We start from the raw sequence: 15525 nt of genomic DNA on the forward strand, positions 1-15525 counted from the left end.
TCACCAGTTAACAGAAAACAGTCAACAGACAACAGACAACAGTCAATGAAAGCATTATTTCTCCATCCCAACTTTCCCGCCCAATACCGCCACATTATCACGGCTTTAGGCGCAGATCCCAAAAATCAAATTGTTTTCGGCACTAAAAACGAGCGCCCAGAGTGGAACATTCCCGGCGTTCGCAAAGCAGCATTTACCCCCAGCCGGGAACCCCACGCCCAGACTCACCAATACGTCCGCCCTTTAGAAAGTGCTGTCATCTACGGACAAGCCGTATTTAGAATGGCAGAACAACTCAAAGCAGATGGTTTTGTCCCCGATATTATCTGTGGACATTCCGGTTGGGGGCCGACATTGTTTGTCAAAGAAGCCTTTCCAAATACGCCGCTTTTGTGCTATTTTGAGTGGTTTTATCATGCTATTGGTTCAGACGCAGATTTCGACCCAGCGGAACCTTTAACAGTTGACGATATGGCCAGAATCAGAATCAAAAATGCGCCGATTCTAATCGATTTATATTCTTGTGATTGGGGTTTGTCTCCCACTTATTGGCAGCGATCGCAATTCCCGCCCGAACTACAACAAAAATTATCCACACTCCACGACGGCGTAGATACCGATTACTTCAAACCAGACCCCGGTGCTAAACTGGTTTTACCTAACTTAGACTTGTCTGGCGTGGATGAAATTGTCACCTACGTATCGCGGGGAATGGAACCTTACCGGGGTTTTCCTGAATTCATTGAGTCGATCGCCTATGTGCAAGAACGCCGCCCCAACTGTCACGTCGTAATCGTTGGTTCCGAAAGAGTTTGTTATGGGCGTTCTTTACCCAACGGCGAGTCTTACAAAGACTATATGCTCAAAAAAGTCCCCCTAGACTTGTCGCGAGTTCACTTTGTCGGGCCCCTACCTTACGGACTGTATTTAAAAGTAATTCAAGCATCCGACGTACACGTTTATTTGACCAGACCTTTTGTGCTATCTTGGTCCATGATTGAATCTCTATCAACCGGATGTTTAGTAATCGGTTCCGACACAGGACCAGTCAGAGAAGTTATCCGCGACGGAGAAAACGGTTTGCTAGTCGATTACTTCTCACCGAAACAAGTAGCCGATCGCATTGATGAAGTTTTAGACCATCCTACCCGCATGGCAGAAATTCGCATCAAAGCCCGTCAAACTGCCCTAGAACGCTACAGTTTAGCTAAAATGCTGCCGCAACATTTACAACTAATTGAGCAAGTAGCAAATCGTTCCATGCCGCCTACAGTTGGTATGGAACCAGAACGGGAATTAGCAGCATCTTTTGCAGTGAGAATTTAGCAATAAAGTTGTTCCCCACTAAACCTCTGGTCATCAGCTCTCCTGTGCGACTAAACCGCACAGGAGACTCCACCCAATAGACGATAAACATCGGAACATCTGGACGTTTTAGTTTCCCAATTAAATAATTTGACAGCTTTGAAGTTTGAGTTCAGTTGTACTTAATTTGGTAGCTAAAAAACCCTGATTACGGTCTTGAGTGATTATGATTGCCGTCTCCTCAATTTACGCACATTTACCCTCTGCTTTGTCAGCTTTTAGAATAGCTATATTTTATAAATTTGTGCACGGGCTGCAAGAAAAGATGGACGTATTTATTGCGTATCAAGCCCGTTTGGGACTTATTTGAGCTTAAAATTTGTTTAAGTCTTGTTAAGTTAAAATCAACTAAGAAATACCCAAAGCTGTTTCAGGCATCGTAATTAAATTATTTTTAGCAAAATTTTTATGGTGAATTGGAATATCAATAATAAAGATTGCCCCCTGATTAGGAGCTGAAATACAATTGAGCTGCCCCCCGTGTTTATCCACTACAATCTGATGGGAAATTGACAGCCCAATACCAGTACCCTTCCCGATAGGCTTAGTAGTAAAAAATGGCTCAAATAGGTGTTGGCTAATTTCTTCTGTCATACCAGGCCCGTTATCCTTAAAATGAATTAACACTCGATTAGATTCCGTGACCTCAGTGCGAATTAAAATCTGAGAAGGATTAGCTTTCATTTCACTTAACGAGCGCGTCGTATTATAATCCTCTATGGCATCAATAGCATTAGCAACAAGATTCATAAACACCTGGTTAAGCTGACCCCCATAACACTCTACCAGAGGCAGATTGCCGAATTCTTTGATCACCTCAATTGCAGGTCGATCGCCCCTTCCTTTAACACGGTTATGCAAAATTAACAGAGTGCTATCAATACCCTGGTGAATATCCACTGGTTTCATCTCAGATTCATCTAATCGCGAGAAAATTCGCAGCGACTGAACAATTTCGCGAATTCGGTCTACACCTACCTTCATTGAACTCAGCAATTTAGGTAAGTCTTCCACCAAAAAATCTAGTTCTATTTCGTCTATTTTTTGTTCAACTTTTGGACCTGCCTCCGGAAATTCTTGGTGATAAATATTGACTAGATCGATCAAATTTTGGGTATAATCATGAGCGTAAGAAACATTACCAAAAATAAAATTAACGGGATTATTGATTTCATGAGCTACACCTGCAACAAGCTGACCTAGAGAAGACATTTTTTCGCTTTGCACAAGTTTAGTCTGCGTGATTTGTAATTCTCGAAAAGCCTTTTCTAAACATTTAGTTTGGCTTCGCAATTGAGATTCCGATTGTTGCAATCCCGCCTCTGCTTGCAGACGCTCTTGAATCTCCTGTTTGAGCAATTGATTGGATTGCAAAAGTTCAGCAGTTCTTTCCTCAACTCGCCTTTCCAACTCGGATGCCAGCTTCAACAGCGAGGATTCCGCTTGGACACGCTGTTCGATTTCTGTTTGCAAGCACACATTTTTCTCTAAGAGTTTTTTCGACAGGTTGCGGAGCTTCATGTGGACATTAACACGAGCTAAAACTTCTTCATGCTGAAGAGGCTTAGTAATATAATCTACCGCACCAAGACTCAAACCTTTAACCTTATCCACCGTATCAGCAAGAGCCGTCATAAAAATCACGGGAATGTCTCTCGTTAAATCATTCGCTTTCAAACGGCGACAAGTTTCAAACCCATCTATTCCGGGCATGAGCACATCCAACAGGATCAGATCCGGTGGGGCATATTCTACCTTCTGGAGAGCACTTTGCCCATCCCTAGCTACCAATACCTTGAAGCCAAAATCTGCCAAAAAATCGAACAGGACACCTAAATTAGTCGGAGTGTCATCTACGATTAAAATTGTGCTTTGTTCGGGAAGTTTGTTATTCATTATTTGGCAATCCTATATTTCTTAATAAACTCCAAGATTTGTTGTTCTTCAAATCCTTTCACTAACTGGCGTAGATGGGTAGCAAAGGGCCCCCATTGCTCATTGAGTTCTTCTAACTTTTTAGCTTCCTCCCCAATAGCTCGAAGATCACCCATCATCGCTAAATTGAATAAAACGGCAATTACCTCATCGGGGGGAGCTAAGATTTCAGAACTTAGAGATTTTTTTTCTCCTTCTGCTTTCCTAATCTCTTCCAGATTTTCTTCATAAATCCATTCTAACCCTAAATGAGTACGTAATTTTTCTAAAAGCTCCTCGATTCGTATGGGTTTGGGAATAAAATCATTGCAACCTACCTCGACACTTTGTTGTCGATCAAAATCAAAAACGCTGGCAGAAGTAGCAATCACTACTAACTTAGCCTTATCTGGTGATTTGCGAATCCGGCGCGTTGCTTCTAAGCCACTCATTACGGGCATCATCAAGTCCATTAAAATACAGTCGGGTTTAAACTCGACCACCTTGTTTAAACAGTCCTGACCCTCCGTTGCTTCCAGAATTTCAAATCCTAACGGCTGAAGCATTCCCGCTATGATCGAGCGATTCTGCAACTTGTCGTCAGCTATGAGAATTTTTCGCTTTCGGCCTTTGAAACCAACGATTGTGTGGGCATTGGCTTTGGCTGCATTAGTCGCCCATTCCGATACCTCTAGCAAATCTAAATCGAACCAGAAAACGCTCCCTTGTCCTAATGTACTATTCACCTTTATTTCACCGCCCATCATCTGGACTAATTGGCGGCTAATTGCCAGTCCCAACCCGGTTCCTTCAACCTTGTGGTTGGTATCTCCTACTTGATGAAAAGGCAAAAATATGTCTTGCAATTGCTCTGGTGCCATACCCACTCCGGTATCTTCCACTTGAAATCGGATTTTGCCATCCTGATATCCTACTTTGAATACCACCCCACCTTTTTCGGTAAACTTAATCGCATTGCCGAGTAAGTTGATTAAAACTTGCCGCAATCGTTTTTCATCACCCTGGACGGCAGTGGGTAGTTGGGTAATGGCTTCATAAATCAGGGAAATTCCTTTTTGTTCGGCCCGAATATTACAAATTTCAGCGATGCCTTCCAAAAATTGTGAGAAATGGAAATTACTCAAGTGGATTTCCATTTTTCGGGCTTCGATTTTGGACAGGTCTAAAATATCGTTAATCAGGGTTAAGAGGTGATCGCCACACTGACTAATGACGTTCAGACCATATTTTTGCTGGTCAGCCAAGTTTTTTTGTCGTTTGAGGATTTGCGTGTAACCTAAAATGCCATTAAGTGGGGTTCGGAGTTCGTGGCTCATATTAGCAAGAAACTCACTCTTGGCAGAGTTGGCGGCTTTCGCTAATTCTTCTGCTTTTTGTAAATGGATATTTTTGTCTTGTAACTGTTGCGTTCTTTCTACCACCTTCGCTTCTAAAGTAGCGTTGGCTGCTGCCAAATCGTTATAAAGACGGGCATTTTCAATCGAAATAGCTGCTTGAGAAGATAAAACTTGTAAAACTTCTAAACGGTCGGGAGTAAAAGCACCTGTTGTGAGATTATTTTCTAAGTAAAGAATGCCAGTAAGTTTTCCTTGATGGACGATGGGAGTACATAATACTGACTTGGTTTTTTGGTTGACGATATAAGTATCTGCAGTGAAGGTTCCCTCACAATTCGCATCAGTTAATACAACATTTTCGTGAGTTCTGGCAACATAGTTAATCAAAGATATGGGTAGTTGCTGACTGTTTTCCACTGGTATTGTTTGCAGCACTTCTACATCGCTATCTACGGTTCCATAGGCTTCTATTAGTAAAGTTCCCGCTTTTTCTAAGATAAAAATTCCACTTTGAGCGCCCGCATTCTCGATCGCAATTTTCATCAATTTTGCCAACAGCTTACTCAGTACAATTTCACCAGAAAGAGCTTGGGATGCTTTGATCACAGTAGCTAAATCTAGAGATCCTGCACTTCCTGCACTCGTCGAGCTAGCGGTCATCGTGACCGGACTACCTTGACTTTCGGGCTTGGCTATCCGGGAAAATATTTGAGGATATCTGGCTTCCAAATCTTTGACTATAGCTTTAGCTCCCCAGCGAATATATGCGTAGCGAGCATCGGTTAAATAAATGCGAGCAATTTTATCTTTAGAACGGTAAAAATAAAAGTCTCCTGCTAATTCGTTGGCTAATGCTTCTTCTTGAATATATCCCTGTTCTTTGGCTCCGGCTATAGCGCGATCGTAATAATCGCTCGCTTCTAAAGGTTGTCCCAAAATCCGGGCTTTTTCTGCTTCTACTAAGTCATACTTGTGCTGGAAGTTACTCGGTGCATAAAACGCCCAAATCTGCATTTTTTCCTGGTTTGCTGCTACTGCACTTAGATATTTTTCTTTCTCTTTTGCCGAGGCTTTTGGATACAGGGCTATGAGGGCAAGAGAATGGTAGAAGTTGTAGATACTCATGTGCATTAATCCTGCCCCTGTGTCGGCATATTTTAATGCTAAATGGGCACTCGATACTGTTTTATCTGGTTCTTTAAATAGATAAGAGAGGATCATTTTGCCGACATAGTAAGCATAGAGTAAAGTCCCATTGTTAGAGGCTTCCATTCCTGGAAGTAGTTCTTCTTCATTAAAACTTTCACCTAATAAACGGTATTTATCTGAGTTTTTGTCTAGTAAATTGTCAACTACTTGCTGGTAAACTTTAACAAATAAAGTATCATATTCTTGTTTAAGCTTAATTGTCAGGGCAACATATTTTGCCTGCTCCTGCTCAAGTTTCTGTAGTTCTCCCCCGCTTAAAAATAAGTGATTGCAATAATTGACTGTACTGTGACCAGCATATTCTAGGTCTCCAGTTTCCATACCACTTTGAATAGCATCAACCAAAGGCTCTAGGGTGTTACTAATCGGCTCTTTCCAAAATCTGATCACAGAATTAAATATACAACTTATCTTCGATTTCAGGGTGATTGTATTAAACTTATCTAGCAATAAAATAGCTAGTTTACCAAATTTATATCCTGAGTCTGTATCTCCTAATCCTCCACAGAGGATCGCTCCATACCAAACATAAGCAAAAGCGACTTGAGGGGAATTTCCATACTTAATAGATAAGATAATTTTTGTATAAATAATTTGCGGAAACATCGCAGGATTTACAATAAAAGCCGGCGTTGTCATGAGATTTAATATCCGCATAGCTGCGAGTTTATCGGGAGCTGTCATGGGCGGCAAGTTAGCTAAATCTTCAAAGATTAGTTCTTGAGGGGGTTCTTGCTCTAGGCTAATTCCCAACATTTCCAGAAACTCGATCCCATTATCTATAGCTGATTGTGCCCGATTTTCAGACATCTTTAATTGAACTTTCAGTTCGTAGACCTTGGCTTTTTCCAGAAGGGTTTTCGCTTGCTTCAGGATCGTCTCAGACAACTGTTGCGATCGCTCAAAGTTCGTGTTTATATATTCAGTTTCTGCTGCTTCCACATGGAGGGCGATCGTTAGATCGTACTGACTCTCCCAGCTATCCTCCCCAAGCAGTTCCAAACCCACCTTCAAATATTTGACAGCCGACTCATAAGCTGTGCCAGCTTTGGCTTTCTGTCCGGCGATCAGATTCAGTTCTGCCAACTCATATCTTTCCAACTCCAAAGTGATTAAATCGGTTCCATAATTTAGTTGGTTAACCAGTGCAAAGATATTTTCTTTTCGTTCTTCAGGCGTTGTGGAATGCAGCAGTAGTTGACCGATTTTTAGGTGAGTTTCTTTTTTCTGCGCGTCGGGAATTAGAGAATAAGATGCCTGCTGCACTCGATCGTGCAAAAACTTATAAATGACATCAAACTGCTCGGTTGAATTTTCTGTCGAGGTTTCCGAGTCAAATAGCAGGGGGATTTTGTAGGAATTATTTAGTGGGATAACAAAACCAGCTTGTAGCGCTTCCCATAAATCTCTTGCCGTCTCTGACTGAGATTTTTTATTAGCAATTGCCAAAACTTCTAAACTGAATAGGTCTCCTATACAGGCAGCTAATTTTAATACCTTCTGCGTCTGGGCCGACAGCTTTTGAATTTGGCTAACCATCAATTCGACTACATTATCGCTGATATCAATGCCTTGAAGCAGTTGGATATCCCACTGCCAGCAAACTTGATTGAAATCAAAGGATAGGAGTTTGTCTTGATAAAGGGATTTGAGCAGTTGAGTTAAGAAGAAGGGATTCCCCTGGGTTTTCTGAAAAACTAACTCAGCCAGGGGAAAAACTTCGGAAACTTGACTGCGAAGGGTTTCGCTGACTAATTGATTGACATGAGATATATCCAAAGGTTGGAGTATAATATTATTTACTATCGCCCTGGTATTTTGAATTTGCTCTAAAGTATAAATTAAGGGATGAGTGGCACTGACTTCATTATCCCGATAAGCCCCAATTAATAGCAGATATTTACTATCTGGATCGGTCATTATTAGCTGGATAAGCTTAAGCGAAGCTGAATCTGCCCACTGCAAGTCATCCAAAAATATCACTAGGGGGTGTTCGGCTTTACTAAACACCTGTATAAATTTTTGAAACACTCGATTAAATCGGTTTTGAGATTCAGTCGGTCCCAAGGTCGGAACCGCAGGCTGTGGCTCAATAATCTTTTCTACTTCGGGAATAACATCAATAATAATTTGCCCATTGGCACCAAGTGCTTCGAGAATTTTAGCTTTCCAACTTGCTATTTGAGTCGAATTTTCAGTGAGCAGTTGCCGCATCAATCCTTGAAATGCTTGAATTAGAGCAGCATAAGGAATATTGCGTTTAAATTGGTCAAATTTACCGCCAATAAAATACCCTCTCGCTGCCACTATTGGTTTATCAACTTCGTTAACTAAGGAAGATTTGCCGATACCTGAATAACCGGAAACTAGCATCATTTCCGTTGTCCCACCACTGACGCGAGCGAAGGCTTCTAGCAAACTAGCAACTTCTATTTCCCGTCCATAGAGTTTTTGCGGAATCAGAAATTGGCTGTAGGAATCTAGTTGACCGATAATAAAGTTGGAAATCTCTCCTAAAGAAAGCATCTCCTGGCAGGTTTCTAGGTCAGCTTTTAGTCCGAAAGCACTTTGATATCTATCTTCAGCGGTTTTAGATAATAATTTCATTACAATTTCAGAAACTGCATCCGGGATTTCGGGATTCAGCTTTTGAGGTGGTATAGGTGCTTTAGCTATATGGCAATGAACGAATTCCAGCGGGTCTTTTGCGGAAAAAGGTAGCTTACCCGTCAGCATTTCATAAAATGTAATGCCGAGGGAGTAAAAGTCGGTGCGGTAGTCAACTGAGCGGTTCATTCTGCCGGTTTGTTCCGGCGACATATAATCAAGAGTTCCTTCTAATAAGTTGGGATTTGTGATACTTTGATTTTCTCGCTCTAAAAGAGAAGCAATGCTAAAATCAATAATTTTTACTTCTTTTGTCTCTGGATTAATTAATATATTTTGGGGTTTAATGTCTTTATGGATAACATTACTCTGATGGATATCTCCAACAGTTGTTGCCAACTGAATTCCGATTTTTATAAATGCGTTTATAGCCAAGGGTTGATTGTTAAGAAAATCTTTCAAAGATTGACCGCTAAAATTTTCTACTATCAGCGCTAAACCGTTATGATAGTTTTCTAAGGCTATGGGCTTAACTATTCCTTCACAGTCTAAATGTCTGAGGATTTTATGTTCGTGTCTTAAGCGGGAAATTTCTTCGATTGTCGGATGCTCGGCTTTGAAGGTTTTTATAATTGCTGAGGTTCGATCAATATCTTTGGTGCCGCGATAAATAATAGTATTGACACTTTCGTAAATGGCTTCACTGAGGTTGTAACCGAAAATAGTAATACTCATGTGCGTAATTTCACTAATAAAAATTTGAACAGCAGGTGGTATTTTAGTAATGATACTGATATTTATGACAGGACCGAATTAAAAAACTATTTTCTATGCACTTTAAAAAAAGTATAATCTAACGCTTTTGAATAACATTTAAATTTTAACAAATCTCAATATGCTTGTTTGGTACTTAATATGGGAGAATCTTTAAACTTTATTAAGCATTTAAGTAAACTCCTGAAAAAATTAACGACCAAACTGCTGAATCTAGCCGGTGTGATAGTATAGTATAGCTGGGAGACAGAAGAGACGATTATTTGACCGATTAGAGTAATAAAGAGAAAAGTAGTTAGCTCACTATGTAGTCCAACCAATTATTGCCTTTATCAAAATAAGGTAGTATTCCATAGTCCGCACTACCTTATTTTAACAGGAAGAAATGGCTGTACTTGCTTAAAAGTACCGATTTTTGTTATTTTGGTTAAAATTCAACTAAATTTTTATGAAATCAACTACTAGGGCGCTGAAAGAATGGGATGTAGCAGTTAATGCTTTGGAACAAGGTCAAACGATTGTGCTGTTGCGGAAGGGGGGAATTCGCGAGCAAGCAGGACAGTTCAATGTCACTGACAAACAGGTTTTGCTGTGTCCAACTTTTGAACACCAACAGCCGGGTTTATTAAAGCCAGAGTTTGCACATCAACTCAAGACTGTCGAATCTGGTTGGCATCCTGAAGTTATTAGAATTGGCAGTTGGGCGGAGATTACTGATGTTTTTTTGGTAGCTTGGGAACCGGCAATTACTGCGCTATTTCTGTACCATATTTGGAATGAAAGTTTTGTCAGCGATCGCCTGAAATGGAAACAAACTCAGCCAATTTATATTTTATTGCTGCGGGCTTATCGCCTTGCAGAAAGCCGCGAAATTCCCTATATTCCTGAATACGGCGGTTGTCGTTCTTGGATCGATTTGGCTGATGCTATTTCGCTGGAGGGAAGCCAAGCTGTTTTGAGCGATCGAGAGTACATTGAACGCTCAAATGAAATCCGCAATCTGATAGCGAATCCTGCGAATGCTTCTGGTTCGCAGAGAGTGACAACGCTGACGGAAGGTAGCCAGGATTTTATTCCTCATTAATAGTTTTTAAGGTACTTTTCGAGAGGCGCGCTTCTACCAAACCCAGCCCAAAATCCGCAGCTAAGGCCATTAAAGCCGCCGGAATTGCCCCAGCCAAAAGTAACTGATTGTTGACGGTAGCAACGCCACGAAAAATAAACACCCCCAAGCCGCCTGCACCAATTGCAGCGGCGATTGTAGCGAGTCCGATCGCAATTACCGCAGCAACTCGCACGCCCGCCAGAATCACGCCCAGCGCCAAGGGAATTTCCACTTGCCATAACAGTTGCATATCAGTCATCCCCATGCCTCTTCCCGCTTCCGTAATCGCTGGATCGACGCCGACAATACCAGTATAAGTATTGCGGATAATTGGCAGCAAAGAATACAGAGTTAGGGCGATAATTGCCGTGCGATCGCCTATTCCACCCAATATCGGCACCGGGATTAGCAAGCCAAACAAAGCTAAACTGGGAATTGTTTGCATAATATTAGCAAATCCCAAAATTGGCTTTTTCAATTTTGGTTTTCTCGTGGCTAAAATTCCCAGGGGCATCCCCACAATAATAGCGATAAAAATTGCAACAGTTACTAAATATAAATGTTCGCTGGCGCGCTGAACTATCTCCGCACCATACCGATTGATAAATTGCATCATGTAAAAATTAGTAATTAGGAATTCGGAAGTGTAAATTATGGTATAATCGAATATCTCCTAGGAATGGGTTCACCAATATATTTAATTTCCTGCCTTCAGCTTCAAAAAACCAGCCATATTCATAAACGAATGATGCAATCGCACATCATTTTATTACCCTGTCCGTGGTAATTGCAAACATTCAAGAAATGCCTGAGCTTCTGGATGCTGAGATTTTAGAAAGTTATCGGGCGATGCCAATTCAATCAACCGTCCATCTTGCATCAAACCAATTCTAGAAGCTAACAAAAAAGCTTCTTGAATGCCGTGAGTCACAAAAATCACAGTTTTGCCGAGTTGCTGCTGCAATTGACCGAATTCCCGCTGCAATTCCAGACGAGTAATCGGGTCTAAAGCACCAAACGGTTCGTCCATTAACAATATCGGAGGGTCAGCCGCCAGTGCTCTAGCGACCCCCACGCGCTGCCGCTGTCCCCCGGATAACTGATGGGGATAGCGTTTGGCGAAGTGCTGGGGGTCGAGGTTGACTAATTCTAACAGTTGCCGGACGCGAGATTGAATGCGATCGCCCTCCCAACCTTCTAATTTTGGCACTAAACCGACGTTTTGCTCGACGGTAAAATGGGGAAACAAACCAATTTCTTGAATCACATAACCAATTTTTCGGCGCAGTTGAATAGGGTTCCACTGAGTTGTCGGTTTCCCCATGACAAGAACTTCGCCGCTGCTTGGCGTTAGTAAATTGTTAATCAATTTCATGGTAGTAGTTTTGCCACTCCCGCTGCGTCCCAGCAATACTAAAACTTCTCCTTGCAGAACTTTGAAATTGAGTTTGTCTACTAAATGCCTGCGGTTGAGGCGATATGTCACCTCGAGGCATTCGACAGCAACTTCATTATTGAGAGGCATGATTAGTTTGGGTGATTTTGGTTTTCAGCAACTTAAAATCGGCGACACTCGGAAAACAATTCCTAATCTAAAATCTAAAATCTAAAATCTAAAATCAAGTTGATTTTGCCATTCTAGCAGTAAAGCTCGACACTGGAGGCAAGTTAATTTTTTGAGCAAGTCGCGAATTCTGTCTGGGCTGAGAGGATATTCAGCACCGATCAGTTCGGGGTTTACTGTGGCTGTAGGGTGCAATTCTGCAACAAAACCGTAGAGTTTTTGATTGGAGAAGGAACTGTTTATTTCCCAGCCGACGGTGTTAATCGGTTCGAGGCGGGCGATCGCACTTTCTGTCACGCCTAGTTCTTTTTTGAGTATAGCTGGAACAGCCGCTGCTGGCGTGGCTTGAGCTGGTACACGACCGCCGGGAAAATCGAGGGTTGCTTCTGCCACGCCGGGACGATACATCGGTGGGGGAAACAGCAATTTGTCAGCTTGAATGGTCAAGATTACAACTGAATCTGCTCTTTCTACTCGCCAATATTCTACTGTTTTTCCTTCGGTTGTTTCCAGATGTTCCGCGATTAGTTTGACCCAATGAGAATTGATTTCTACAAAACGGTCTAGAGTTTTCCACTGGGATTTTGCAGTTTGGTTCATGTCGGAATTTTTGAAATAAATCAGAGGTTGTTTGCTATGGTAGGCGATTGTTAGCGAACGCAACAATAGCCGATCGACCTTTTCAGCTTTGAGCCAGTTTTTTCCTCTCGATTGTAAATTTTTGCTACAACCTTACACATTCGCCTATATAATTCGGTAACATAGACTACATAATCAAAGTTTATCTGCGCCTTGGCTCTGCGTTGTTTCAACCGCGCTCTGGTGCAGACTCTTAGCTAGACAGGAGTAGTTATGCAACTGCAAACAGATATTCGTACTTGGCAATCCCAATCAACACCCGGAAGCTTCGCCGGTGTCCGCGACTGGGAAAAATTTGGCTGCGCCGTACCTGCACCAAAATTGGCTCCTTCTATGTGGGTTAAATTGTTCAATCCGCCAACCGCATTCAGCTTTGACGAAGCGTGGCTGTTGTGTGAATGTTCGGAAGAACAGTGGCTAGCTTGGATTCCTGATTATGGCGAAATTTTACTGAGTACACATGAATTTTGCGCTACTAAATCCTGAATTACGCAGACAAACTTTCATAAACGGGGTGTTAAAATCTATATCCCTCGCGTTCCACGGGATTTTTTGGAAAAAAGCTGGTTTCGGCGTAATTATGTCGTTTGCAGTGAGGAATGCAAGCCCTTAAACCTTGATAAGGACTTGCATTCCTCACTACAAACCTCTTATATGATGTCGTTTCAGCCGATCTCATATTAGTCCTAATAGATATTAATTGAAATTTCGCCAACAAAAAGAGCAATAGGTTTTCTATTGCTCTTTTTGTTCAAAAACACTCTCTAGTTTTTATCTTTAAGATAGCGGAAGTTATATCAACTGGCCTCGATTGACCCCAATATCGCTGCGGTGACGGGTTTACTGTATCGATGCTTGCATGGGAGATATTGGTGAACCCGCCCTTACAGGAATTACGGTCAATTTAGCCGCCGTGATATTGCTGGCTTATTTGCAAACTGCACGGTTATTTGCGTTTCTGACAATCGTGCCAACTCTACCATTAATCTGAATCGGGTTCTTAGTGCTGGCTCGAATCAAGAGTGGTTGTTTGGCGAGACATTCTCTGATTGATGCTGCCCAGGCGGTGAGAGCTCCGGTGTATTCTGTACGACCCGCTGGGGCGCGAAACTGATCGGTAATTAGGAAATCCGAGGTGATGCTAGTGTCAGTACCAACATTGGTAATAATTGGAAAGTCAAAGGCTCTGGGCAAGGTTCTGTCCTGGATTCTGCCCGGTACCAACTGGTATTTCTTCGAGCCACCCTTGTAGTCAATACCTGCTTGAGGGCTTGTAGGAGGGCTTGTTTGAGCCAAGACGGAAACAGGCAAGCTTGCTACCAAAACGGTGCAGCAACTCCAAAATAATTTCGATTTCATCTGATTCATCTCCTCAACTTTATGACGATTAGCACTAATTTAGGTAGGTTCTAAAAACAGTAGCTTTTATGAAAAAAGCGCCTCATGACATTGAGCTTTTGAGTTTGAGTTTAACCTGCCTAATTTATTACCAAACATTCTCAAAAATGTTAAAACTGGTTTGGCTGACAAACTGTAGAAAAGTTTCAGTTGAGTTAGATATTTACACATCTGAAGTTGTTACAGCATTTAAGAGTCGGTTTGACCAGAATGATTCATTTTCGATCGATGTCACTGGAACTTTATCAAATTTTGTCTCAGATATCAAGTTTTGCCGATCGCCTGTCGTGTTTTAACACTGGTTTGTGGCTCGATCGAGCTTTGAGTGTTGCGGGCTATAGCAGGGCGAGAAAGATGCTAGAGTGCATCGATGGCCGTTTGAGTATTTTCAGGCGACAATAGACAGAGAAGGGGCTTGAAAATAGGTGATTTTAGTGGAAGATAGTAAATTTATCGACGTATCGGGCATTATGGGTGTTCCCGCGGCTCCGGCGGGTTACAAATCCGGCTTTGTGGGTATTGTCGGACGCCCGAATGTCGGAAAATCAACGCTGATGAATCAGTTGGTGGGGCAGAAAATTGCAATTACTTCGCCGGTGTCTCAGACGACGCGCAACAGGCTACGGGGCATCCTGACGACACCGGAAGCACAAATTATTTTTGTAGATACTCCCGGAATTCACAAGCCGCACCACGAATTGGGCAAGGTTTTGGTGCAGAATGCCCGCACAGCGATTAAGTCGGTGGATGTGGTGCTGTTTGTGGTGGATGGTTCCGTGGAATCGGGAGGGGGCGATCGATATATTGTCGAAATTCTCAGCAATATCGGCATTCCGGTGATTTTGGGGATGAATAAGTTGGACGAACAACCGTCGGATTGCGTGTTGATCGATCGAACTTACGAGCAAATTGTCAATCCTGAGTGGCCTGTAGTGAAATTTTCCGCTCTCACGGGCGAGGGTGTCGAGTCGCTGCAACAATTGTTAATCGAACATTTGGAGGTTGGGCCTTATTATTATCCGCCAGATTTGGTGACTGACCAGCCGGAACGCTTTATTATGGGCGAATTGATTCGGGAACAGATTTTGCTGCTGACGCGGGAAGAAGTACCGCATTCCGTAGCAATTGCGATCGACATAGTTCAAGAAGAAGCAAAAATTACGCGCATTCTGGCGACAATTCACGTCGAACGGGATTCCCAAAAAGGCATTTTAATCGGTAAAAGCGGCAGTATGCTCAAGTCGATCGGCAGTGCGGCCCGGGAACAGATTCAAAAGTTAATTGAAGGTAAAGTGTATTTGGAGTTATTTGTCAAAGTGCAGCCGAAGTGGCGGCAGTCGCGCACTCGTTTGGCGGAATTGGGTTATCGGGTAGAAGAATAAAACTTTATCTGTTGGCAGTTTTCCTCTGTTAATCCGGATGTGCTCAGAAGCAGATTAAAAACAAGATTGCCAGCTTTGCCAGATCGGCAGCCATAGGCTAAGATTTTGCAAAGGTCGAGATCACAAGGACGATAATTCCAACTATGAACTACCGAAACCACATCACGATCGAAGCAAATAAACGCGGTGGTAAGCCTTGTGTACGCGGCT

Annotated in this window: 11 protein-coding genes; 5 read left to right on the forward strand and 6 right to left on the reverse strand. The window is 42.3% G+C overall.

Annotation, left to right across the window (positions count from 1 at the left end):
• Nucleotides 1-45: 45 nt before the first annotated feature.
• Nucleotides 46-1326, forward strand: a complete 1281-nt coding sequence (locus tag QUA38_RS11530) for a glycosyltransferase family 4 protein (RefSeq protein WP_333073645.1) — start codon at nt 46-48, stop codon at nt 1324-1326.
• Nucleotides 1327-1713: 387 nt separating this feature from the next.
• On the opposite strand, the gene QUA38_RS11535 is transcribed toward QUA38_RS11530, so the two are convergent.
• Both QUA38_RS11535 and QUA38_RS11540 read right to left on the reverse strand, forming a co-directional pair.
• Nucleotides 1714-3261 (reverse strand): response regulator, encoded by a 1548-nt coding sequence (locus QUA38_RS11535; RefSeq protein WP_333161854.1) that lies wholly within the window; start codon nt 3259-3261, stop codon nt 1714-1716.
• The gene (locus QUA38_RS11540) at nt 3261-9188 is read right to left on the reverse strand and encodes an AAA family ATPase (RefSeq protein ID WP_333161856.1); all 5928 of its coding nucleotides are present in this window, start codon (nt 9186-9188) and stop codon (nt 3261-3263) included. Before QUA38_RS11540 ends, QUA38_RS11535 begins: the two co-directional genes overlap by 1 nt.
• Nucleotides 9189-9675: 487 nt before the next feature.
• Between QUA38_RS11540 and QUA38_RS11545 the strand changes: the two genes are divergently transcribed.
• A complete protein-coding gene (locus QUA38_RS11545) occupies nt 9676-10311 on the forward strand; it encodes a DUF1802 family protein (protein ID WP_333161858.1) in 636 nt (211 codons plus the stop codon).
• Here the strand turns inward: QUA38_RS11545 and QUA38_RS11550 are convergent.
• The 3 genes from QUA38_RS11550 to QUA38_RS11560 form a co-directional block, all read right to left on the reverse strand.
• Complete coding sequence (locus QUA38_RS11550; protein ID WP_333161860.1) at nt 10298-10948, reverse strand: ABC transporter permease; 651 nt, start codon at nt 10946-10948, stop codon at nt 10298-10300. The two genes, QUA38_RS11545 and QUA38_RS11550, sit on opposite strands and share 14 nt — an antisense overlap.
• Nucleotides 10949-11101: 153 nt before the next feature.
• On the reverse strand, nt 11102-11857 hold the full coding sequence (locus QUA38_RS11555; RefSeq protein ID WP_333161862.1) for an ATP-binding cassette domain-containing protein: 756 nt from the start codon (nt 11855-11857) through the stop codon (nt 11102-11104).
• An 81-nt stretch (nt 11858-11938) separates the two neighbouring features.
• Nucleotides 11939-12496, reverse strand: coding sequence for an NUDIX hydrolase (locus QUA38_RS11560; protein WP_333161864.1), 558 nt, complete (start codon nt 12494-12496; stop codon nt 11939-11941).
• 252 nt (nt 12497-12748) lie between these two features.
• Here QUA38_RS11560 and QUA38_RS11565 point away from each other — a divergent pair, with 252 nt between their 5' ends.
• Entirely contained in the window at nt 12749-13021 is a 273-nt protein-coding gene (locus QUA38_RS11565) for a hypothetical protein (protein ID WP_333161866.1), read from the forward strand.
• Between the two features lie 441 nt (nt 13022-13462).
• On the opposite strand, the gene QUA38_RS11570 is transcribed toward QUA38_RS11565, so the two are convergent.
• Nucleotides 13463-13894 (reverse strand): hypothetical protein, encoded by a 432-nt coding sequence (locus QUA38_RS11570; RefSeq protein ID WP_333161868.1) that lies wholly within the window; start codon nt 13892-13894, stop codon nt 13463-13465.
• A gap of 249 nt (nt 13895-14143) precedes the next feature.
• Between QUA38_RS11570 and QUA38_RS11575 the strand changes: the two genes are divergently transcribed.
• Both QUA38_RS11575 and era read left to right on the forward strand, forming a co-directional pair.
• Nucleotides 14144-14335, forward strand: coding sequence for a hypothetical protein (locus tag QUA38_RS11575; RefSeq protein ID WP_333161870.1), 192 nt, complete (start codon nt 14144-14146; stop codon nt 14333-14335).
• A 68-nt stretch (nt 14336-14403) separates the two neighbouring features.
• Entirely contained in the window at nt 14404-15315 is a 912-nt protein-coding gene (era, locus tag QUA38_RS11580; RefSeq protein WP_333161874.1) for a GTPase Era, read from the forward strand.
• Nucleotides 15316-15525: the final 210 nt, after the last annotated feature.

Origin of the sequence: Microcoleus sp. Pol12B4, from assembly GCF_036701385.1 — a bacterium.
In the GTDB taxonomy this organism is placed as follows: domain Bacteria; phylum Cyanobacteriota; class Cyanobacteriia; order Cyanobacteriales; family Microcoleaceae; genus Microcoleus.

Coding starts and splice junctions, on each gene's coding strand:
- QUA38_RS11545 (WP_333161858.1), top strand. CDS start 9,676: ATGAAATCAACTACTAGGGCGCTGAAAGAATGGGATGTAGCAGTTAAT.
- QUA38_RS11540 (WP_333161856.1), bottom strand. CDS start 9,188: ATGAGTATTACTATTTTCGGTTACAACCTCAGTGAAGCCATTTACGAA.
- QUA38_RS11560 (WP_333161864.1), bottom strand. CDS start 12,496: ATGAACCAAACTGCAAAATCCCAGTGGAAAACTCTAGACCGTTTTGTA.
- QUA38_RS11565 (WP_333161866.1), top strand. CDS start 12,749: ATGCAACTGCAAACAGATATTCGTACTTGGCAATCCCAATCAACACCC.
- QUA38_RS11575 (WP_333161870.1), top strand. CDS start 14,144: ATGATTCATTTTCGATCGATGTCACTGGAACTTTATCAAATTTTGTCT.
- QUA38_RS11570 (WP_333161868.1), bottom strand. CDS start 13,894: ATGAAATCGAAATTATTTTGGAGTTGCTGCACCGTTTTGGTAGCAAGC.
- QUA38_RS11530 (WP_333073645.1), top strand. CDS start 46: ATGAAAGCATTATTTCTCCATCCCAACTTTCCCGCCCAATACCGCCAC.
- QUA38_RS11535 (WP_333161854.1), bottom strand. CDS start 3,261: ATGAATAACAAACTTCCCGAACAAAGCACAATTTTAATCGTAGATGAC.
- era (WP_333161874.1), top strand. CDS start 14,404: ATGGGTGTTCCCGCGGCTCCGGCGGGTTACAAATCCGGCTTTGTGGGT.
- QUA38_RS11555 (WP_333161862.1), bottom strand. CDS start 11,857: ATGCCTCTCAATAATGAAGTTGCTGTCGAATGCCTCGAGGTGACATAT.
- QUA38_RS11550 (WP_333161860.1), bottom strand. CDS start 10,948: ATGATGCAATTTATCAATCGGTATGGTGCGGAGATAGTTCAGCGCGCC.